We start from the raw sequence: 22,215 nt of genomic DNA on the forward strand, positions 1-22,215 counted from the left end.
CCCGGTTCTTGCATTACACTGGCCGGCGTATATTCCTTAACCAATTGATGAGATGACCGTGCTCAAAGCACTCAAAAAAATGTTCGGTAAGAGCGAGGCTGAGCAGCTCGCGCCAGTCGCCAGCGCTCCGTCTCACACACCCAGCCACCGCACCGACGGTCATCAGCCTGGCAGGACCGCAGCCGCAGCGGCACCGAAACACGAGCCGGTGACCACACCGACCGCCCCACCTGTCGAGGCCATCGCCGTAGAGCAACCGCTCATCGAAGCCCCGAAACCTGTTAAACCGCGTCGCGAACCGAAGCCCAAGGCACCGGTTATTCCCTGGAAACTCGAAGACTTCGCCGTCGAGCCCATGGAAGGCAAAACCCGCTTCCACGATTTCAAACTCGCTCCTGAACTGATGCACGCCATCCAGGACCTCGGGTTCCCGTACTGCACGCCGATCCAGGCGCAAGTCCTCGGCTTCACCCTGGCCGGCAAAGACGCCATCGGTCGCGCCCAGACCGGCACCGGCAAAACCGCCGCGTTCCTGATTTCGATCATCACGCAACTGCTGGAAACCCCGCCGCCCAAAGAACGCTACATGGGTGAACCGCGGGCGCTGATCATCGCGCCGACCCGCGAACTGGTGGTGCAGATCGCCAAGGACGCCGCCGACCTGACCAAGTACACCGGCCTCAACGTCATGACGTTTGTTGGCGGCATGGACTTCGACAAGCAGCTCAAGCACCTCGAAGCCCGTCACTGCGACATCCTCGTGGCTACGCCGGGCCGTCTGCTGGACTTTAACCAGCGCGGCGACGTGCACCTGGACATGGTCGAAGTCATGGTCCTGGACGAAGCCGACCGGATGCTCGACATGGGTTTCATCCCACAAGTGCGTCAGATCATTCGCCAGACCCCGCCGAAGAACGAGCGTCAGACACTGCTGTTCTCCGCGACCTTCACCGAAGACGTGATGAACCTGGCCAAGCAATGGACCACCGAGCCGTCGATCGTCGAGATCGAAGCGCAGAACGTGGCCAGCGAAAACGTCGAGCAACACATCTACGCCGTAGCCGGTGCCGACAAGTACAAGCTGCTCTACAACCTGGTCACCGACAACGGTTGGGAGCGGGTGATGGTCTTCGCCAATCGCAAGGATGAAGTGCGGCGCATCGAAGAACGCCTGGTGCGCGATGGCGTCAACGCCGCGCAACTGTCGGGCGATGTGCCACAGCACAAACGGATCAAGACCCTGGAAGGTTTCCGCGAAGGCAAGATCCGCGTACTGGTAGCCACCGATGTTGCCGGTCGCGGCATCCACATCGACGGCATCAGTCACGTGATCAACTTCACCCTTCCGGAAGTCCCGGACGACTACGTGCACCGCATCGGTCGTACCGGTCGCGCGGGTGCCGATGGTGTATCCATCAGCTTCGCCGGTGAAGACGACTCCTACCAGCTACCGTCCATCGAGGCGCTGCTGGGTAAAAAAATCAGCTGTGAAACGCCACCGACGCATCTACTGCGGGCGGTTGAGCGCAAACGTCCGTAAATCGGAACGTAGTGAAAGAGGCGCAGCCGGCAACGGACTGCGCTTTTTTTTCGCCTGGCTTTTTTCAACAGGAGCTTGCTCGAGACGACTAAAAGTCCATAATGGACAAATTAGTTTACTTATCGCTCCCGGAGCCGACCATGCCCAGTACGCCTTATGTGATCACCCAACCCCAGGCCCGTGAGCTATTGGCGCAGGTCGACGTGCCGAAGATCCTGCGCAAGCTGTTCCGCGACCTGGCCGCAGGGCAAGCCGTACAACCGGCGCAGCAACTCGTGGAATTTCCTAAAGGTGCCGGCGACTTCATCAATTACCTGGGCGTGCTGGCAGAGGATGGGGTCTACGGGGTCAAGACTTCGCCTTACATCGTGCGCGAACAAGGGCCACTGGTAACGGCGTGGACGTTGTTGATGTCGATGCAAACCGGCCAACCATTGATGCTTTGCAATGCCGCCGAGCTGACCACCGCCCGCACCGCCGCGACCACGGCCGTGGCGGTCGATGCCCTCGCCCCGCTGAAGGCCCAACGCCTGGCCATTATCGGCAGCGGCAAGGTGGCCCAGGCGCACTTGCACTACGTCAAGGACCTGCGCGACTGGCAGAGCATTAGCCTGTACTCACCCGGCCTGAACGAACTGGCTCCCGAAGCCTTGGCACAACTCAAAGGACTCGACTCGCGCCTGACCCTGGTCGACAGTCGTGAAGCGGCCATTCATGACGCCGATGTGATCATGCTCTGCACCTCCTCCGCCGGCCCGGTGATTGATCCGTCGACACTGACCAAACCGGCGCTGATCACCTCGATCAGCACCAACGCCCCCCGCGCCCACGAAGTACCGCCCCAGAGCCTCAATGACATGCAGGTGTTCTGCGACTATCGTCAGACCACCCCGGGCTCGGCCGGTGAAATGCTGATAGCCGGCGAACAACATGGCTGGGACAAAAGCGCGATTGTTGGCGACCTGCCCGAGCTGCTCAGCGACAGGGTCCTGCGCCCAGGCTATGACCGTCATGTGTTCTTCCGCTCCATCGGTCTGGGCCTGGAAGACATCGCGCTGGCCAATGCGATCTACCAACTAAACCGCTAACCCCCCGCTCCATGTAGGAGCAGCCTCGTTTCACTCGTCAGCTCCTACATAGGGATCACCACAATTTCAGCATTTACGCCCTTTCAGGAGAGGTTCATGAGCCAGGCAGATTTCATCATTATCGGCGGCGGGATCGCCGGCGCTTCCACCGGTTTCTGGCTGTCGCAGCACGGGCGAGTCATCGTGCTGGAACGTGAATCCCATCCGGCCTATCACTCCACCGGACGCTCCGCGGCGCTGTACACCGCCGCTTACGGCACGCCCCAAGTGCGCGCGCTGACCCAGGCCAGCCGCGACTTCTTCGACGCCCCGCCTGCAGGTTTCTGCGAGCACCCGCTGCTGACCCCGCGCGGCGAGATGACCGTGGACTTTACCGGCGACCCGGCCGAACTGAACAATCAATACTTGAGCGCCAAAGCCACGGTGCCGGAGATGCAACTGCTCAGCGCCGATGAAGCTTGCGCGCGTCTGCCAATCCTGCGCCGGGAAAAAGTCCATGGCGCGATCTACGACCCGACCGCCAGCGACATTGATACCGACGCCTTGCATCAGGGATACCTGCGTGGCATTCGCCGCAACAAAAGTGAAGTCCACACCGACAGCGAAGTGCTGCGCCTGACCCGTGATGCTGAAGGGCTGTGGCACGTGCAAACCAACGGTCAGACCTTCAGTGCACCTATCATCATCAATGCCGCGGGCGCCTGGGCCGATAAAATCGGCACGCTGGCCGGCGCCACGTCGCTGGGTTTGCAACCGAAGCGCCGTGCGGCGTTTATCTTCGCCGGCCCCGAAGGTGTGGACATCCACCATTGGCCAATGCTGGTGGCCCTCGACGAATCCTTCTATATGAAGCCCGATGCCGGCATGTTCCTCGGCTCGCCCGCCAACGCCGACCCGGTGGAACCGCATGACGTACAGCCCGAAGAGCTGGACATCGCCATGGGTATCTACCAAATCGAAGAAGCCACCACCCTGACCATCCGCCGTCCGACCCGCACTTGGGCTGGTCTGCGCAGTTTCGTGCGTGATGGGGATTTGTTGTCTGGCTTCGATCCCAAGGTGCCAGGACTGTTCTGGGTCGCCGCGCAGGGCGGCTATGGCATCCAGACCTCGCCGGCCATGGGCCAGGCCAGCGCTGCACTTGTTCGCGGTGAAGACTTGCCCGAGCAACTCAGCCGTTTCGGCCTGGACGCCGCGATGCTCTCCCCTGCGCGCCTGGGTTGAGTTTCGGACTTGGGTGACGTGTCGACGCGATTGCGGCAAACTTCCAGCGCCCTTTTTGATAGGGCGCTGACGTTGCCTGGAGCTCCCTGTATGAACGCCCCCGAAAAAGACCCGGCCCTGGACAACTACCGGGCGATTGCCGACGCGATCGCCACCCTGTTCTTTCCGCACGCCGAGGTCGTACTGCACGATCTGCGCACGCAAAAAATCGACTACATCGCCAACAACCTGTCGAAACGGGAAATCGGCGATGACGCGGCGCTGGAGGACATGCTCAGCGAGGATGTCAGCGAACGAAACATCGGGCCGTACGAAAAACTCAATTGGGATGGCCAGAAGATTCGCAGCCTCAGCAGTGTACTGCGCGACAGCGAAGGTCATCCGCTGGCAGTGCTGTGCATCAATCTGAATATTTCGCTGTTCGAGAATGCCAAGGCTGCGCTGGATTTGTTCCTGTCGCCGACCAAGTTGATTCCGCAACCGGACTCACTGTTTCGCGATGACTGGCAGGAACGGATCAACACCTTCCTGCATGCCTGGCTACGCGAACGTCAGTTGAGCCTGAATGTGCTGAGCCGCGACCACAAACGCGAGCTGGTACTGGCGCTGCACGCCGAAGGGGCTTTCAAGGGCAAAAGCGCCTCCAACTATGTGGCCAATGTGCTGAACATGGGGCGGGCGACTGTGTACAAGCATTTGAAGGAATTGAAGGGTTAGGCATTTGGATGTGTGTTGTTTGATCGGGCCTCTTCGCGAGCAAGCCCGCGCCCACATTGGAATGCATTTCCCTGTGGGAGCGGGCTTGCTCGCGAAGCCGGCTGATCAGTCGCCGTAGATATCGGACTTGAAGTACTTGTCAGAAATCTTCTGATATTCACCACTCGCGCGAATCCCATCGATGGCAGTGTTCAGCTCACTGACCAACTCGGCATTACCCTTGCGCACCGCAATCCCGGCGCCTTCGCCCACGTACTTCGGATCCTTCAACTCCGGCCCGACAAACGCATAGCCTTTACCACGCGGCATCGACAGGAAGTCACTCAGCGGGATGGTGTCGGCAAAAATCGCATCAAGACGACCGGCCGCCAGGTCCATGTAGATTTCTTCGTTGTTACCGTAGCGCTTGACGTTAATGCCCTTCGGCTCGAACACCTCAGTGGCGTAACGGTCGGTGGTGGTGGCGCGCTGCACACCAATAGTCTTGCCCTTCAGGCTCGCGTACTGGTCATCGACCACCGCGCCATCCTTCATCACCAGGCGCGATGAAGTGAAGTAGTACTTGTGGGTGAAGTCCACGGACTTCTTGCGGTCTTCATTGATGGTCATCGACGACAGCGCCATGTCGATTTTCTTCACCTTCAGGGAAGGAATCAGACCGTCGAATTCACCCTCGACCCAGGTGCACTTGACCTTCATCTGCGCGCACAGGGCATTGCCGATGTCGTAGTCGAAACCGACGATTTCGCCTTTGTCGGTTTTGGACGCGAACGGTGGATACGCCGCTTCAATGCCGATGCGCAGGGTTTTCTCGGCGGCGAACACAGTGCTGCACGCCAACAGGCTCAGGGCCAGACCGGTGATGAGGGGGAATTTCTTCATGTTCGTTCTCTCGCGGGTTGTTGTTGGTTTGGCAAGACAGAAGAAAGAGCAGAAACGGGGGAAACGCCTTTTTTTGTACTTATAATTCCATACTGGACTTTTATGTATAAATCGTCAATCGGGTGCGCTCAGATCGGCCGCGCCTTTGATCGGGAGGTGAGCCTGGGGGATTTGGGGGTTGCTGATGGCCTCTTCGCGAGCAAGCCCGCTCCCACATTGGAATGCGTTTCCCTGTGGGAGCGGGCTTGCTCGCGAAGGCGGACTGACAGCCAACAAAGAAACAACTGACCGCTTAATTCTTCCAGCGATCCGCCGCCGCATGATCGCTGTCCCGCCCTTCCACCCAACGCGGGCCGTCGCTGGTGTTTTCTTTCTTCCAGAATGGCGCGCGGGTTTTCAGGTAGTCCATCACGAACGCGCAGGCATCGAATGCAGCCTGACGATGGGCACTGGCGGCTCCAACGAAGACGATCGGCTCACCCGGTTCCAGGGCGCCGATGCGGTGCAGCACTTCAAGCTTGAGCAGCGGCCAGCGCTGCTCGGCCTCGACGGCAATTTTGCCCAAGGCCTTTTCGGTCATGCCCGGATAGTGCTCGAGAAACATCCCGGCAACGTCGAGCCCGTCATTGAAGTCGCGCACGTAGCCGACAAAACTCACCACCGCGCCGACGCCGACATTGGCGGCGTGCATGGCGTTGACTTCAGCGCCCGGATCGAACGCCGTGGACTGCACGCGAATCGCCATGATCAGCCCCCGGTCACGGTCGGAAAGAACGCCACTTCATCACCCTCGACCACCGGCTCGTCGAGCTGACAGAGGTCTTCGTTGCGGGCGCACATCAGGTTTTGCTCGCTCAGTACCTCGGCACCGTCGCGCTGGACCAGCAACGCACGCACGTCATCCACCGTGGCGAAATCGCCTTCAACCTCGACCAAGTCCACGCCCAGCGCTTCACGGTATCGGGCGAAAAACTTCACCGTAAGCTTCATGACGGGTCTGCCTGGAAATGGCCGCTCTTGCCGCCGACCTTCTCCAGCAACCGCACGCTTTCAATGGTCATGCCGCGGTCCACAGCCTTGCACATGTCATAGATGGTCAGTGCCGCGACACTGGCAGCGGTCAGGGCTTCCATCTCGACGCCGGTCTGCCCGGACAACTTGCAACGCGCAACGATGCGCACGGTGTCGTCGCCTTCGGCACTGAGTTCGACCTTGACGCCGGTCAGCATCAACGGATGGCACAGGGGAATCAGGTCGCTGGTTTTCTTCGCCGCCTGAATGCCGGCAATGCGCGCCACGGCGAACACATCACCTTTTGGGTGACCACCGCTGACGATCATTTGCAGGGTTTCGGGCAGCATGCGCACCAGCGCTTGGGCCGTCGCTTCACGGAACGTCACGGCTTTTTCAGTGACGTCGACCATGTTGGCGCGACCTTGGGAATCGAGATGAGTCAGCACAGGGTTACTCCTGATCAGGAGCGTCGATTGTAAACCTGCGGGTCAAATTTTCGCACGCTTGATTATTGGACCACCGCAATCCTCCTGTGGGAGCGGGCTTGCTCGCGAAGGCGTCGTGTCAGCCAATATCAATGTGACTGACACACCGCTTTCGCGAGCAAGCCCGCTCCCACATTGGGTTTTGTGTCGGGCACAAAAAACCGGGCGACCCGTGAAGGCCGCCCGGTTCGGGTGAAGCGGTTACAAATGCGTTTCGGCGTATTCGGCCAGGATCGAACGTGGCACCCCTTGCAGGGTGATGTGTACACCGTTAGGGAAATCCTTGAAGCGTTCAGTCAGGTACGTAAGCCCGGAGCTGGTCGCGGACAGGTAAGGGGTGTCGATCTGTGCCAGGTTGCCCAGGCACACCACTTTGGAACCGGCACCGGCACGGGTGATGATGGTTTTCATCTGGTGCGGTGTCAGGTTCTGACATTCATCGATCAAAATCAGACTCTGCTGGAAGCTGCGGCCCCGAATGTAGTTGAGGGATTTGAACTGCAACGGCACTTTGCTGAGGATGTAGTCGACGCTGCCATGGGTGTTTTCGTCATCCATGTGCAAGGCTTCGAGGTTGTCGGTGATGGCGCCCAGCCAAGGCTCCATTTTTTCCGCTTCGGTGCCGGGCAGGAAACCGATCTCCTGGTCCAGGCCCTGCACGCTGCGGGTGGCGATGATCCGGCGATAGCGTTTGCTGACCATGGTCTGCTCGATCGCAGCGGCCAGGGCCAGGATGGTTTTACCGGAACCGGCCGCGCCGGATAGATTGACCAGATGGATATCCGGATCGAGCAAGGCGTACAGCGCCAGGCTTTGATAGATGTCGCGCGGTTTCAGGCCCCAGGCCTCCTGGTGCAATAGGGGTTCCTGATGCAGGTCGAGAATCAGCAGACGGTCTTCTTCAATCTCCTTGATCCAGCCGACAAACCCTTGTTCGTCGATGATGAATTCATTGATGTGCACGGCCGGCAGGTTGTCGATCAGCTTCACCTGGTGCCAGGTGCGTCCATGATCCTGACGGGTCTCGACCTTGCTCACGAGGTCCCAAAAGGAGCCGGTCATGTTGTGGTAACCATTGGGCAGCAGCGATACGTCGTCAACCAGTTGATCGGTGCTGTAGTCCTCGGCCGCAATCCCGCAGGCCCGGGCCTTGAGGCGCATGTTGATGTCTTTGGTGACCAGCACCACAGGCAGCTTGGGTTCGCGCGCGTGCAGGTCAATCAACTGGTTGATGATGATGTTGTCGTTCAGGTGCTCGGGCAGAATGATGTTCGGCTCAGCGCGCTTGCTCATCAGAATTGACAGCAAACCCTTGGGCCCACTCTTGCCGCGCTGGATCGGCACACCGAGTTCGACATCCTCGGGGCTGGCATCGCCCAAGGTCTTGTCGATCAGGCGAATTGCCTGACGGCATTCGGCCGCAACGCTGTGATGCCCGCTCTTGAGCTTGTCCAGCTCTTCAAGCACGGTCATCGGGATCGCAACGTGGTGTTCTTCGAAGTTAAGCAGGGCGTTTGGATCGTGAATCAGTACGTTGGTATCGAGTACATAAAGGATTGGCTGGTTGGAGGAAGAACTACGTCCGTGATCATCCATACTCGGTCACCTTTGTGGGAGCCAGTCGACGCAATACCGTGACAGTGCTGCGCCTCGAAGTGGCCACCGAATTCACCTGTTGGGACTCAAGTGAACTGCAAACAAGTAGGGTCTTGGAAGACGCCACCTGTGTTGCAGGTTTCGGCGGTCTGTCTTCGTAATACTCCAAAACCTGTGACAGGAAAAAGCACTTTGACGTTTTTTTGAAGTTTATTTTTCAGAGTGACGAATAGCCCTTGGCGTGCAGGCATTGTGCCGTTAAAGTCGGAAGTCCGCCTGCATCGAAATCTTCTCGAAAATCACCCCGCCCTGCCCTCTGCCCCAATGTTTGCGGGCTTTTTCAGTTTTCAGCGAAACGCACCCTGACAGTCTTCCCAACCGATCCCGCTTTGCGCCGTTTGCGTGATGAGCCAGGGCATCGACGTTTTCACGGCATCCTGCTTCACGTTGAAATTGATCACGCCGTGGCGCCACAGCAACATCAAAGTCAGCAACCGCTGAGCACTCTGGCTGCCCTTGAGCTTGCCGGCACCGTCCTGGGGATCGATGTCCCACAGCGCCACCTGCAAACCCTGCGACTCGAAAAAGCCCTGCGCATCGGAGCGACGCTGACCGTCGGGCGGACGAAACAGCGGCACGTAATTCTCCGGCAGTTTGTTTTTCACCAGTTCGACACTGCGCTTCACCGAGTCCTGCCAGTCTTGCCAATGGCTATGGGAACGGAACTCCCAGCCCTGCACGCCAATGCATTGCTGTGAATACAGCGCTTGCAGGCCAGACACCGAACGCTCGGCCAAACGGGCCTGAATGTCCTTGCCGAGGACGAAGAAGGTGCCGTTCATGTTCGACTTGCGCAGGTACTCGGTCGCCCAGGCCGTATTGTCCGGGACGGCGTTGGCCGCGCTGTCGAAGGTCAGCAAAAACAACCGGTCATGCATCTCGTCGCCGTTGCGCTCATAGTCGCCAAAACGATCGACTTCACTGCTGGTTTGCGGAAACAGCGCGGCCTTGCGCAATTGCTCGTCCAGGTACTGGGCATGGAACAGTCGGCTCGGCTCGGCCCACTTGGTGTAATAGCTGTCATCGCTGACCTGGAACTTGGCAGCTTGCTCGCGCAGGGTCGGTATGTCCTCGACCAGGAAACAGAACGATGCATCCTGATCACAGCTCTGCTGGGCGAAGTTGTAGTTGGCCAGCAGACGCTGCCACATACGTTCACGCAGGCTGTTGACCGAGTCCAGATTGACCGTGCGCAGGCCCAGGCGCTGGGCCAGGCCCGCCTCGTCCAGGGATTCGCTGGCCAGCAGGACGCGGGCGAACATGAGGATTTCAGCCCGTGACGCGACGTCGAACAAGGTCGGGCTGTTGAGTTGTTCTGGCCAGGTGCTGCGATCAAGGGTCGCCACATCGCCCGGCGCCGCCATGGCACCAAAGCTCAATAGCCAGGCCGAGAATAAAAAAACGATACGCAATGGGATGTCTCCATAACAAAACCCGCGCGGCACTATAGCTGATCCAGACCCAACTCCCGCAGCGGCGCGGAACTCATTGTGGCGAGGGAGCTTGCTCCCGCTGGGCTGCGAAGCGGCCCTAAAGGCTGCAGCCCCATCTTTCCAGATAGAACCTGCACATGGATTTTGCGACCGCTTCGCGCTCGAGCGGGAGCAAGCTCCCTCGCCACAAAAGTCCTTATGGCCAAACCACCGATCACCTATGGACTTGATAGCTGGAGTCAACACGGACAACCCCCTAGAATCGCCCCCACGATTAAAGGAGACGACTTCATGCTGATGGTGATTTCCCCCGCCAAGACCCTCGATTACGAAACACCGCCGGCCACCCAGCGCTTTACCCAGCCGCAATACCTGGACCACTCCCAGGAACTGATCCTGCAACTGCGTGATCTCACACCAGCGCAGATCAGCGAGCTGATGCACGTCTCCGACAAGATCGGCGGCCTCAATGCCGCGCGTTTCGGCAGCTGGACCCCGGCGTTCACCGCGGAAAATGCCAAGCAGGCACTGCTGGCCTTCAAGGGCGACGTATACACCGGCCTGAACGCCCAGACCTTCAGCGAAGCCGACTTCGATTACGCCCAGCAACATTTGCGCATGCTGTCCGGCCTGTACGGCCTGCTGCGCCCGCTGGACCTGATGATGCCCTATCGGCTGGAGATGGGTACCAAACTGGCGAATGCCCGTGGCAAGGACCTATACGCCTTCTGGGGCACACGGATCAGTGAATGGTTGAACGAAGCGCTGGCCGACCAGGGCGACGACGTGCTGCTGAATCTGGCGTCCAACGAGTACTTCTCGGCGGTCAAACGCAGCGCCTTGAACGCACGCATCATTAATACCGAGTTCAAGGACCTGAAAAACGGCCAGTACAAGATCATCAGCTTCTACGCCAAGAAGGCCCGCGGGATGATGAGCCGTTTTGTCATCGAAGAGCGCATCAACGACCCGGCCGCCCTCAAGCAGTTCGATGTCCAGGGCTACCGCTACAACGCCGAACAGTCCAAACCGGACAATCTGGTATTCCTGCGCGATCACGCGCCGGAGTAATGCACTTATTCGGCGCACGACGCTCGTCGTGCGCCGCCGTCTGATAGTCCAACAATTTCCCCCTCCTTTCGCCGATTTATTGGCGCCAGAAAAACACCGCACCCTTTCTTAAATTTTATTTCACTCGACAATTGCCATTTTTTTCAGTAGTGGCACCAAATATTTTTATCGATAGTGGCACTTACCCATCTAATTCGATAATAACCCTTTATATAAAGGCCCAAATGGTAAGTGCTATCAATATGAAAGCAGTGCCATCTTTTTCAATATTTCAAGAAATTTCAGAATTCGCGATGGGCGGGCTGGAACTATGTCCAAATGCGTAGCTCATACCACCGGTAACTATTCTCACCGAGCTTGTAAGAGATAACTTACGCAGAGACGAGACTCATGTAGCGAAGTTGTCATATTAACTTCCGCCGCCGAGTCTTTTATTTGGGCAACACATAAAGGACAGGAGATATGCACCATTACTATCCCCTACAAGGCCAAGGCTGCGCCCCAATAAAAATGCTCATTTGAGCATTGAAACGCTTGATTTCACTGGCTAAGCGCCAGGTATCGAGTGCGAAAGACCTTTGCACGAACATCTTCTGAACAGGGGATGGGCGGCATTACAGGGCACACCATAATAATAAGGCCACGTTGCGCACATTTTGAGTGCACCTCTCTATTCATTAGAGCGAGTCACTCAGAACTTAGTATGCCTGCATGCGGCACTGTGGCGCCTGTAAGCCGCACTTTCGAGTGCACTATCACCGCTGAACACCATTAACTCCTGCCATCTAATGGCTTGATCATTACAGAGGTAAATGCGATGCGCATCAGCATATTTGGTTTGGGTTACGTCGGTGCAGTATGTGCCGGTTGCCTGTCTGCACGTGGCCATGACGTCATTGGCGTAGATGTCGCCAAAGACAAGATCGATATGATCAACGCCGGCAAGTCGCCGATCGTTGAACCGGGTTTGGGCGAGCTTCTGACCAAAGGTATCGAGACCGGCCGTCTGCGCGGCACCACCAACTTCGCAGAAGCGATTCGCGACACCGACGTGTCGATGATCTGCGTTGGTACGCCGAGCAAGAAAAATGGTGATCTGGAACTGAACTACATCGAAGCCGTGTGCCGCGAGATCGGTTTTGTCCTGCGTGACAAGACCTCCCGCCACACCATCGTGGTTCGTAGCACCGTACTGCCAGGCACCGTAGCCAACGTAGTGATCCCGATTCTCGAAGACTGCTCCGGCAAGAAAGCAGGCGTCGATTTCGGTGTGGCGGTCAACCCTGAGTTCCTGCGTGAAAGCACCGCGATTGCCGACTACGACCTGCCACCAATGACCGTCATCGGCGAGTTCGACACCGCCAGCGGCGACGTGCTGCAAGCCCTGTACGAAGAGCTCGACGCGCCGATCATCCGCAAGGACATCGCTGTCGCCGAGATGATCAAGTACACCTGCAACGTGTGGCACGCCACCAAGGTGACCTTCGCCAACGAGATCGGCAACATCGCCAAGGCTGTCGGCGTCGATGGTCGTGAAGTGATGGAAGTGGTCTGCCAGGACAAAACCCTGAACCTGTCGCAGTACTACATGCGTCCGGGCTTCGCGTTCGGCGGCTCTTGCCTGCCCAAAGACGTGCGTGCCCTGACCTTCCGCGCCAGTTCCCTGGACGTTGACGCGCCGCTGCTCAATTCGCTGATGCGCAGCAACGTGTCGCAAGTGCAGAACGCCTTCGACATCGTTTCCAGCCACGACAAACGCAAAGTCGCCCTGCTGGGCCTGAGCTTCAAGGCCGGCACCGATGACCTGCGCGAAAGCCCATTGGTGGATCTGGCGGAAATGCTGATCGGCAAGGGTTACGACCTGAGCATCTACGACAGCAACGTCGAATACGCCCGTGTCCACGGCGCGAACAAGGACTACATCGAGTCGAAGATCCCGCACGTCTCGTCCCTGCTCAATTCCGACTTCGACGAAGTGATCAGCAACTCCGACGTGATCATCCTCGGCAACCGTGACGAGAAATTCCGCGCCCTGGCGGAAAAGGCTCCACACGGCAAGCAAGTGGTCGACCTGGTCGGTTTCATGTCTCAAGCCACCAGCGTCACCGATCGCACCGAAGGCATCTGCTGGTAACAAACCGCCCTTTGTAGGAGCCAGGCTTGCCGGCGAACCAGACGACGTGATGTGTCAGGTTCGCCGCCTTCGCGGGCAAGCCTCGCGCCTACAGGTCCGAGGGAACTGATCTGGCTTTTTCGCCTGCCTTAACCCCATCGGGCCACCCAACAGGCTCGCCCGAGATAGAGACGGATGCAGATTATGCACAGGCTAAAGCACGGCCTACTTCAGGCCGCCGGTTGGCTGTTTTACCTAAGTTTATTGATGGGCATCGCCATGGCGTTGCCTGCGTCCACGTTCGACTCCGAGTCGAAGGACTTCATCTTCCTGATTGGTTTCATCGGGATCTGGCGTTACTCGATGGGTGCCACGCATTTTGTGCGCGGCATGATTTTTCTGTACATCGTCTACCCGCACCTGCGGCGCAAAGTGCGCAAGCTGGGTAAAGCGGCAGACCCGTCCCATGTGTACCTGATGGTCACCAGTTTTCGTATCGATGCACTGACCACCGCCCAGGTCTACAGCTCGGTGATTCGCGAAGCGATCGACTGCGGCCTGCCCGCCACCATGGTCTGCTCAATCGTCGAAATGTCCGATGAGTTGCTGGTGAAAAGTCTTTGGGCCCGGATGAACCCGCCGGATCGGGTCAAGCTCGACTTCGTGCGTATTCCCGGCACCGGCAAGCGCGATGGCCTGGCCTACGGTTTCCGCGCCATCTCCCGCCACCTGCCGGACGACCGCGCAGTGGTTGCAGTGATCGATGGCGACACCGTGCTCGCCCCAGGCGTCGTGCTCAAGACCGTGCCGTGGTTCCAGCTGTTCGGCAATGTCGGCGGCCTGACCACCAACGAGTTCTGCGAAGTGCGCGGCGGCTACGTCATGGCTGAATGGCACAAACTGCGGTTCGCCCAGCGCCACATCAACATGTGCTCGATGGCCCTGTCCAAGCGCGTCCTGACCATGACCGGCCGGATGTCGGTATTCCGCGCCACCGTGGTCACCGACCCGGACTTTATCGCCGACGTGGAAAGCGACTCGCTGCAACACTGGCGCCTGGGCCGCTTCAAGTTCCTGACTGGTGATGACAAGTCGAGCTGGTTCAGCCTGATGCGCCTGGGCTACGACACTTTCTACGTACCGGACGCCGCGATCCACACCGTGGAACACCCGCCGGAAAAAAGCTTCATCAAGGCCAGCCGCAAACTGATGTTCCGCTGGTACGGCAACAACCTGCGCCAGAACTCCCGCGCCCTGGGCCTGGGGATGAAACGCCTCGGTCTGTTCACTTCGGTGGTGCTGTTTGACCAACGCGTATCGATGTGGACGTCCTTGCTGGGACTGACCGTGGCGATCATCGCCAGCTTCAAGTACGGCGGCGCGTTCATCCTCGCTTACCTGCTGTGGATTGGTATCACCCGCCTGATCCTGACCCTGCTGCTGTCGTGCTCCGGTCACCGGATCGGCCCGGCCTACCCGATCATTCTCTATTACAACCAGATCGTCGGCGCGCTGGTGAAGATCTACGTTTTCTTCCGCCTCGACCAACAATCCTGGACTCGCCAGGACACCAAATTGACCCGTGATCTCGCCAGCTTTCAACGTTGGTTCAACACCTGGTCGTCTCGGACCATGACCTTCTCCGCCGGCAGCATTTTTGTCGCCGTGCTGCTGATGATGGTCTGACCGCCCCCTTATTGAATTAGCCAGGAAATAGCCCATATGAATACCGCCGTGAACACCAACGTAGTGCATGAATCCGAAGCCCAGCGCCAACACGCCCGCGTGAAAATCCCGGCCAAGCTGCGCTTTTTCGGGACCACCGGTGTACCGCTCGAAGCGCGGGTCGAAGACCTTTCCGCTGGCGGCCTGTGCTTTAACGCCGGTACCCAGAAAGCCCTGACCGTCGGTGAAGTGCACAAGGCTCGCTTGCAGTTCGTCATCGATAACCTGGGCCTGGCGATGGACGTGGAATTGCAGATCCGCTCCTACGATCGCCAGACCGGCCGTACCGGTTGCCAGTTCCAGAACCTGGAAACCCAGGACATCTCGACCCTGCGCCACCTGATCACCTCTCACCTGGCCGGCGACATCGTCAGCATGGGTGAAGTGCTGGCAACGCTGCAGCGCGACAACTTCACCAAGGCGCGCAAGGTCAAGGATGGCGGCCACGGCATGACCCCGTTCGGGCGTCTGCGTGCGGTGACCTTCAGCTTCGCGATCTTCCTCGTGGGTCTCGCGGCGTTCGGTTTTATCTTCAAGTCGGTGTACGGCATGTACTTCGTCAGCCACGCCCAGGCCGGCATCGTCAGCGTACCGGGCATGAACATCACCATGCCGCGCGACGGCACTGTGCAAAGCCTGATCAAAGCCGACGGCGTCGCCGCCAAAGGCGCCCCACTGGCGACCTTCAGCACCAGCATGCTCGATGTCCTCAAGGGCCATCTGGACGAAGAGCAGTTGCAACCGGCCAAGGTTGAAGAACTGTTCGGCAAGCAAATGACCGGCACCCTGACGTCGCCGTGCGATTGCACCGTCGCCCAGCAACTGGTCGCCAACGGTCAGTACGCCAGCAAGGGCGACGTGATCTTCAACCTGGTGCCGCGCAACAGCGAAGCCAACATCGACGCGCGCTTCACCTATCGCCAGTTCGCCGACGTGCGTCCAGGTGCGCCAGTGACCTTCGAAATCGCCGGCGAAGACAAAACCCGCACTGGCAAAATCGTCAGCAGCACCAGCCTGAAAAGCGCCGACCTGTCCTCCGACATCCGCGTACAGATCAAGCCTGACGAGCCGCTGGACACCACCCTCGCCGGTCGCCCGGTGGAAGTGAACAGCGATCGTGGCCCGAACCTGAACTGGCTGATCGACAAAGCCATGGCCGCCGGTCTTTAAGTCGAGGACATGCCTGTGACCATCCAAAAAATCCTGAACACACCGCAGTCCCTGTGGGAGCGGGCTTGCTCGCGAAAGGGTCAACTCGGTTTGTCTGATACACCGCAGCGCCTGCTTCGCGAGCAAGCCCGCTCCCACATGGGCTCTCTGTGTGCCGTGGCATTGGCCGTGAGTCTGGCCGGTTGCGCCGGCCTGCCCGACCAGCGTCTGGCCAACGAAGCCCTCAAGCGCGGCGACACCGCGCTGGCGCAGCAGAATTACCAGCAACTGGCGGCCATGGGTTACACCGAAGCCCAGGTCGGGCTAGCGGATATTCAGGTCGACAGCCGTGACCCGGCCCAAATGAAACTGGCCGAGGCGACGTACCGTGCCGCGGCCGACACCTCGCCCCGCGCCCAGGCTCGCCTGGGTCGTCTGCTGGTGGCCAAGCCCGGCTCGACCGAAGCCGAACAGCACGAAGCCGAAGGCCTGTTGAAAAAAGCCTCGGCCAATGGCGAAGGCAACACCCTGATCCCGCTGGCGATGTTGTACCTGCAATATCCCCACAGTTTCCCGAACATCAACGCCCAGCAGCAAATCAGCAAGTGGCGCGCCGAAGGCAAACCGGAAGCGGGCCTGGCCCAGGTGCTGCTCTATCGCACCCAAGGCACTTACGACCAGCACCTGGATGAAGTCGAATCCATCTGCAAAGCCGCGTTGAACACCACCGATGTCTGCTACGTCGAACTGGCCACGGTTTATCAGAAAAAAGCCGAGCCAGAAAAACAAGCCGAGCTGATCAAGCAGATGCAAGCCGCTCATGCGCGTGGCACGGTTTCCGCTCAGCGAGTGGACAGCGTGGCCCGCGTACTGGGCGATGCGACCCTCGGCAAGACCGACGAGAAAACCGCGCAGTCGCTGCTCGAAGGCATCGCGCCTGGCTACCCCGCGTCCTGGGTCAGCCTGGCGCAGTTGCTCTACGACTTCCCGGAACTCGGTGACATCGACACGATGATGAAGTACCTGGACAACGGTCGCGCGGCGGATCAACCCCGCGCCGAACTATTGCTGGGCAAGCTCTACTACGAAGGCAAATGGGTGCCGGCGGACGCCAAGGTCGCCGAAGAACATTTCCAGAAAGCCGTCGGCCGCGAAGTCGCCGCCGATTACTACCTCGGCCAGATTTACCGCCGTGGTTACCTGGGCAAAGTCTATTCGCAGAAAGCCCTGGACCACCTGCTGACCGCTGCGCGCAACGGCCAGAACAGCGCCGACTTCGCCATCGCCCAACTGTTTTCCCAAGGCAAGGGCACCAAGCCCAACCCGCTCAACGCTTACGTCTTCAGCCAGTTGGCCAAGGCTCAGGACACCCCGCAAGCCAATGAGCTCGCGACAACATTAGAAGCCCAACTGCCGCCTGCCCAGCTCGCCGAGGCCCAACGCCTGTTGAAACAAGAACAGGCCGTTCGGGGTGCCTCGAGCCAGAACAAGCTGGATTTGCATGCCCTGCAAGAAGAAGACGGCGAGGAATCCCTATGAAGTTGAATCCATTTGTACAGGCCGGTATTGGCCTGACATTCGCCCTGCTGTGGTCGTGTCCGACCCTGGCAGCCATGACCGAAGCCAAGAACTACGGCCTGGAAGTGAAGATCACCGGCCAGTCCGAAGATGACGCCGACCTCGGCACCGCGCCCGGCGGCGACGTCAATGGCATCGGCCTCGACCTGCGTCCATGGGTCTACGGTGAACGCGGTGCGTGGAGCGCCTACGCCATGGGTCAAGCCGTGACGTCCACCGACATCATCGAAACCGACACCCTGCAACAGGCCGACGACGTCAACCAGACCACCAACAGCGGTGATCGCACGTCGAAGAGAAACTACCTGGCCATGCGCGAGTTCTGGGTCGGCTACAGCGGCCTCACGCCTTACCCCGGCGAGATGCTCAAGTTCGGTCGCCAACGCCTGCGCAATGACGACGGCCAATGGCGCGACACCAACATCGAAGCCCTGAACTGGACCTTCGACACCACCCTGTTGCGCGCCAACGCCGGTGTCGCCGAACGCTTCAGCGAATACCGCACCGACTTGAAAGAGCTGGCACCAAAAGACAAGGATCGCCTGCACACCTACGCCGATGCGGCGTACCAGTGGACGCCGGGCAACTGGGTCGGCATTCGCGGTCATCACACCCACGATGACGGCAAGCTCGACTACCCGGAACCGGGCGTGGCCGGCGACTCGCTGGACAAGAAACAGAACGGCGACCTCACCTGGCTTGGCCTCACCGCCGACAGCGACGCCTACAACTGGCGCAACACCAATACGGTTAATTACTGGGGCAGCATCACCGGCATGAGCGGCGACACCGACACGGTCAACGCGCTCAACGCCGATGGCACCCGCCCGGCCGAAGCCAAGCGTGGTGAAGACCTCAATGGCTGGGCCACCGATATCGGCGTGCGCCTGCGCCTCGATCCGCAATGGCAAGTCGGTGCAGCGTATGCCCGCGCCAGCGCCGATTACGAACAGAACGGCCTGGAAAGCAACCGCTCGAACTACACCGGTACTCGCTCGCGGGTTCACCGTTTCGGCGAAGCCTTCCGTGGCGAAATGAACAACATGCAAACCGCGACCCTGTTCGGCTCGTGGATGCTCAACGACGAATACGACGCCAGCCTGATCTACCACAAATTCTGGCGCGTGGACGGCAACAAACCGGTGGGCAGCAACGGCATCAACGCCGTCCAGAACAACACCGACGACGCCACCGGAGCGATCCTCTCCAGCACCTCGCTGCCTTTGGAAGATGGCAACAAAGACCTCGGTCAGGAAATGGACCTGGTGGTCACCAAGTACTTCAAGCAAGGGCTGTTGCCCGCCGCTTTGAGCCAGTCGATCGATGAGCCTTCGGCCCTGGTGCGTTTCCGCGGCGGCGTGTTCAAGCCCGGCGATGCCTATGGCAAACAAGTTGATTCGTACATGCACCGCGCGTTCATCGACGTGATCTGGCGCTTCTGATGCGAACCGCGAAGGGAGTCCCCGACATGACCCATCCGAAGAGAGGCTCGATCACCTTGCTGGCCGGCGCGATGTTGCTGGCCAGCTCGGTGGCCTTCGCCAATGCGGAACCGGCTGCGCCTGTGCAAAAAGGCCAACCGGCGACCCTGGCCAAGGGCTTGCAGCAAGCCAAGACCTACACCGTCAGCAGCGCACCGACCGCGCCGCTGGACCTGGCCGCACCGAAACTGCCAGACCTGTCCGGCTACACCGCGGAGGCCATTGCCGCAAAAATCGTCCGCACCAAACCGGGCAAGATCAGCGTGCGCCGGATGATGCAAGAAGACGCCTTGAAGGACTTCATCGGCGGCGACAACAAGATGGCCGAGTGGGTGGTGCGTCAGCACGGCATCCCGCAGGCGATCTTCGTCGACGACGGTTACATGAACCTCAAGGACCTGGCCAAGAAAGAGCCGAAGTATTTCAGCGAAACCTCGCCGGGTGTGTTCCTGGCGAAGTTACCGATCGTGGTCGGCCGCAAGGGCATCCTCGAAATCGATAAGCAAACCCAGGAATTGCGCCTGTCCCAAGAGGCCGGTTCGTTCCTGGTCAACGACGGCCAGTTGTTTGTGCGTGATACCAAAATCACTGGGTGGAGCGAGAAAAACAATGGCCCGGCGCTTTTCAAGACGCCGAAGGAATTCCGTCCGTTCCTGCTGTCCTGGGGCGGCACCGAAACCTACATCGCCAACAGCAAGATCGCCAGTTTCGGCTACGCCAACAGTAAGTCCTACGGCGTGAGTATTTCCCAATACACGCCGAACATGGCCAAGGTGCTCAAGCGTCCTGAACCGACTGGCTGGATCGTCGGCTCCGAGTTCTCGGACATGTGGTACGGCTTCTACTGCTACGAAACCCGCGACTTCGTGGTCAAGGGCAACACCTACAAAGACAACATCGTCTACGGCATTGACCCGCATGACCGTTCCCACGGTTTGATCATTGCCGACAACACCGTTCACGGGACCAAGAAGAAGCACGGGATCATCATTTCCCGCGAGGTCAACAACAGCTTCATCTTCAACAACCGCAGCTACGACAACCACCTTTCGGGGCTGGTGATCGACCGTAACAGCGTGAACAACCTGATCGCCTACAACGAGATCTACAAGAACCACACCGACGGCATCACCCTCTACGAGAGTGGCGACAACCTGTTGTGGGGCAACAAGGTGATCAGCAACAAGCGCCACGGCATCCGGATTCGTAACAGCGTGAACATTCGCCTCTACGAAAACCTCGCCCTGGCCAACGGCCTGACCGGTGTCTACGGCCACATCAAGGACCTGAGCGACACCGACCGGGACATCAAGCTCGACCCGTTCGACGCGCAAGTGTCGCTGATCGTGGTCGGCGGCGAACTGGCCGGTAATGGCAGTGGACCGCTGTCCATCGACTCGCCGCTGAGCGTCGAGTTGTATCGCGTGTCCATGCTCGCGCCGACCAAATCCAGCGGCATCAGCTTCAACGGGATTCTTGGCGACCGTCAGGATGAAATTCTCGACCTGCTGGTGCGCCAGCAGAAAGCCGTGCTGATCGACCCTGTCGAACGCCAGACCGAAATGCGGGACTGAGGATAATTTTATGCACCCACACTTGATCAAATTACTCAGCCTGTCGGCCCTGACCGCCGGCATTCTCGCGGCCAGCGCCGGCGCCCGTGCCGACGATGCCGCCGCCAGCGCAACGGCGCCGAAGTTCACCGCCGACCCGTGCTGCAACCTGTGCCCGGAAGCCCACGACGCGAAGAACTACACCACCCGTTATCAGCAGAACTTCACCACGCTGGTGCAGGCCCAGGGCGACTGGTTGTTCCGTACGCAAGAAGACTTGCGCACCGAGTTCGACACCTCCCCGGCCGGCTACAAACGCATGAAAGAACTGCACGATGCGTTCAAGAGCAAAGGCGTGGAACTGGTGGTCGTCTACCAGCCGACCCGAGGCCTGGTGAACCGCAACAAACTCAATCCGGAAGACAAGGCCAAGTACGATTTCGACAAGGCCCTGAAGAATTACAAGACCATGCTCGGCCGTTTCGCCGCCATGGGCTATACCGTGCCGGACCTGTCGCCACTGACCAACGAAACGCTGCCCGACACCCTGCCGGCCCACGATTTCTACTTCCGCGGCGACCAACACTGGACGCCGTATGGCGCCCAGCGCACGGCGAAAATCGTCGGTGAGCAAATCAAGAAAATGCCGGCCTTCGCTGACGTGCCGAAACGCGAATTCGAGAGCCATAAGTCGGGTCGCATGGGTAAGACCGGAACATTGCACAACATGGCCGGTCAACTCTGTGGCACCAGCTACGCGATCCAGTACATGGATCAGTTCACCACGGAGCCGAAGGGCGAAGCGGCGGATGGCGATCTGTTCGGTGACTCCGGCAATCCGGAGATCACCCTGGTCGGCACCAGCCACAGTGGCAAGAACTACAACTTCGCCGGTTTCCTCGAAGAGGCCATCGGCGCCGACATCCTCAACGTGGCGTTCCCTGGCGGCGGTCTGGAAGGTTCGATGCTGCAGTACCTGGGCAGCGAAGAGTTCCAGAAAAAACCGCCGAAAATCCTGATCTGGGAATTCTCGCCGCTCTATCGCCTCGACCAGCAAACCATCTACCGCCAGATGATGGCGCTGCTGGACAACGGTTGCGAAGGCAAGGAAACCCAGATGACCGGCAGCACCACACTGAAGCCGGGCAAAAATGAATTGATGGTCAACAGCAAGAACCTGAACCTGCAAAACAGCGGGCATCAGGTCGACATCCAGTTTGCCGACGCGTCGGTGAAAGTCCTGCACGCCACCCTCTGGTACATGAACGGTCGCCACGAGGACATCAAAATCGAAAAACCGGAAACCTCCGACACTGACGGGCGTTTCGCCTTTGAGTTGCGCACCGACGAAGACTGGGCCACGCAGAACTTGCTGGCCGTCGAAGTCCAAGGCCCTGAAGAACCGGGTGCCGCGCCGCAAAAAGTCGAAGCGAAAATCTGCAAACGCAACGTGTTCCCTGGCGCTGAGCAACACACCGCTCAAGCCGGACAATGAGGCTACCTCTT

The 22,215-nt window shown here is 59.2% G+C and carries 18 protein-coding genes; 12 read left to right on the top strand and 6 right to left on the bottom strand.

The genetic code is table 11. From position 1 onward, the window contains the following. Nucleotides 1-52 precede the first annotated feature (52 nt). The 4 genes from rhlB to AC1MEW_RS32170 all read left to right on the top strand — a co-directional run bounded on the left by rhlB (nt 53) and on the right by AC1MEW_RS32170 (nt 4,569). The gene (rhlB, locus tag AC1MEW_RS32155; protein WP_201200811.1) at nt 53-1,540 is read left to right on the top strand and encodes an ATP-dependent RNA helicase RhlB; all 1,488 of its coding nucleotides are present in this window, start codon (nt 53-55) and stop codon (nt 1,538-1,540) included. Nucleotides 1,541-1,680: 140 nt separating this feature from the next. Continuing rightward, nucleotides 1,681-2,628: an ornithine cyclodeaminase family protein gene (locus tag AC1MEW_RS32160; RefSeq protein ID WP_480424845.1), complete on the top strand. Its 948-nt coding sequence runs from the start codon at nt 1,681-1,683 to the stop codon at nt 2,626-2,628. Between the two features lie 96 nt (nt 2,629-2,724). Continuing rightward, nucleotides 2,725-3,852, top strand: a complete 1,128-nt coding sequence (locus AC1MEW_RS32165; RefSeq protein WP_201200807.1) for an NAD(P)/FAD-dependent oxidoreductase — start codon at nt 2,725-2,727, stop codon at nt 3,850-3,852. Nucleotides 3,853-3,942: 90 nt separating this feature from the next. Next, nucleotides 3,943-4,569 carry a helix-turn-helix transcriptional regulator gene (locus AC1MEW_RS32170; RefSeq protein ID WP_201200805.1) on the top strand — a complete coding sequence of 209 codons (627 nt, stop codon included), beginning with the start codon at nt 3,943-3,945 and terminating at the stop codon, nt 4,567-4,569. Nucleotides 4,570-4,674: 105 nt separating this feature from the next. Here AC1MEW_RS32170 and AC1MEW_RS32175 read toward each other — a convergent pair whose 3' ends face one another. From AC1MEW_RS32175 to AC1MEW_RS32200, 6 genes are all read right to left on the bottom strand, one after another. Continuing rightward, entirely contained in the window at nt 4,675-5,451 is a 777-nt protein-coding gene (locus AC1MEW_RS32175) for an ABC transporter substrate-binding protein (RefSeq protein ID WP_201200804.1), read from the bottom strand. Nucleotides 5,452-5,743: 292 nt separating this feature from the next. Beyond that, complete coding sequence (gene moaE, locus AC1MEW_RS32180) at nt 5,744-6,196, bottom strand: molybdopterin synthase catalytic subunit MoaE (RefSeq protein ID WP_201200803.1); 453 nt, start codon at nt 6,194-6,196, stop codon at nt 5,744-5,746. Nucleotides 6,197-6,198: 2 nt separating this feature from the next. Next, complete coding sequence (locus tag AC1MEW_RS32185) at nt 6,199-6,441, bottom strand: MoaD/ThiS family protein (protein WP_201200801.1); 243 nt, start codon at nt 6,439-6,441, stop codon at nt 6,199-6,201. Further along, on the bottom strand, nt 6,438-6,911 hold the full coding sequence (gene moaC, locus AC1MEW_RS32190; protein WP_077430837.1) for a cyclic pyranopterin monophosphate synthase MoaC: 474 nt from the start codon (nt 6,909-6,911) through the stop codon (nt 6,438-6,440). Before moaC ends, AC1MEW_RS32185 begins: the two co-directional genes overlap by 4 nt. A 240-nt stretch (nt 6,912-7,151) precedes the next feature. Further along, a complete protein-coding gene (locus AC1MEW_RS32195; protein ID WP_054049712.1) occupies nt 7,152-8,546 on the bottom strand; it encodes a PhoH family protein in 1,395 nt (464 codons plus the stop codon). A gap of 347 nt (nt 8,547-8,893) precedes the next feature. After that, nucleotides 8,894-10,018, bottom strand: coding sequence for a polysaccharide deacetylase family protein (locus AC1MEW_RS32200; RefSeq protein ID WP_480424849.1), 1,125 nt, complete (start codon nt 10,016-10,018; stop codon nt 8,894-8,896). Nucleotides 10,019-10,330: 312 nt separating this feature from the next. Between AC1MEW_RS32200 and yaaA the strand changes: the two genes are divergently transcribed. The 8 genes from yaaA to AC1MEW_RS32240 all read left to right on the top strand — a co-directional run bounded on the left by yaaA (nt 10,331) and on the right by AC1MEW_RS32240 (nt 22,204). Further along, nucleotides 10,331-11,110 carry a peroxide stress protein YaaA gene (yaaA, locus tag AC1MEW_RS32205; RefSeq protein ID WP_322270587.1) on the top strand — a complete coding sequence of 260 codons (780 nt, stop codon included), beginning with the start codon at nt 10,331-10,333 and terminating at the stop codon, nt 11,108-11,110. Nucleotides 11,111-11,927: 817 nt separating this feature from the next. Beyond that, entirely contained in the window at nt 11,928-13,244 is a 1,317-nt protein-coding gene (locus AC1MEW_RS32210) for a nucleotide sugar dehydrogenase (protein WP_201255853.1), read from the top strand. Nucleotides 13,245-13,427: 183 nt separating this feature from the next. Further along, the gene (gene alg8 / locus AC1MEW_RS32215) at nt 13,428-14,909 is read left to right on the top strand and encodes a mannuronan synthase (protein WP_416350750.1); all 1,482 of its coding nucleotides are present in this window, start codon (nt 13,428-13,430) and stop codon (nt 14,907-14,909) included. 36 nt (nt 14,910-14,945) lie between these two features. Continuing rightward, nucleotides 14,946-16,118, top strand: coding sequence for a PilZ domain-containing protein (locus AC1MEW_RS32220; RefSeq protein WP_480424853.1), 1,173 nt, complete (start codon nt 14,946-14,948; stop codon nt 16,116-16,118). A 15-nt stretch (nt 16,119-16,133) separates the two neighbouring features. Next, on the top strand, nt 16,134-17,636 hold the full coding sequence (gene algK / locus AC1MEW_RS32225) for an alginate biosynthesis TPR repeat lipoprotein AlgK (protein ID WP_201200784.1): 1,503 nt from the start codon (nt 16,134-16,136) through the stop codon (nt 17,634-17,636). Further along, nucleotides 17,633-19,117: an alginate export family protein gene (locus tag AC1MEW_RS32230; RefSeq protein WP_201200777.1), complete on the top strand. Its 1,485-nt coding sequence runs from the start codon at nt 17,633-17,635 to the stop codon at nt 19,115-19,117. Before algK ends, AC1MEW_RS32230 begins: the two co-directional genes overlap by 4 nt. Before the next feature lie 26 nt (nt 19,118-19,143). After that, nucleotides 19,144-20,730: a mannuronan 5-epimerase AlgG gene (algG, locus tag AC1MEW_RS32235; protein WP_480424856.1), complete on the top strand. Its 1,587-nt coding sequence runs from the start codon at nt 19,144-19,146 to the stop codon at nt 20,728-20,730. 10 nt (nt 20,731-20,740) lie between these two features. Then, nucleotides 20,741-22,204 carry an alginate O-acetyltransferase gene (locus AC1MEW_RS32240; protein WP_322270584.1) on the top strand — a complete coding sequence of 488 codons (1,464 nt, stop codon included), beginning with the start codon at nt 20,741-20,743 and terminating at the stop codon, nt 22,202-22,204. Nucleotides 22,205-22,215 lie beyond the last annotated feature (11 nt).

Source organism: Pseudomonas sp. ASL4 (assembly GCF_056680395.1).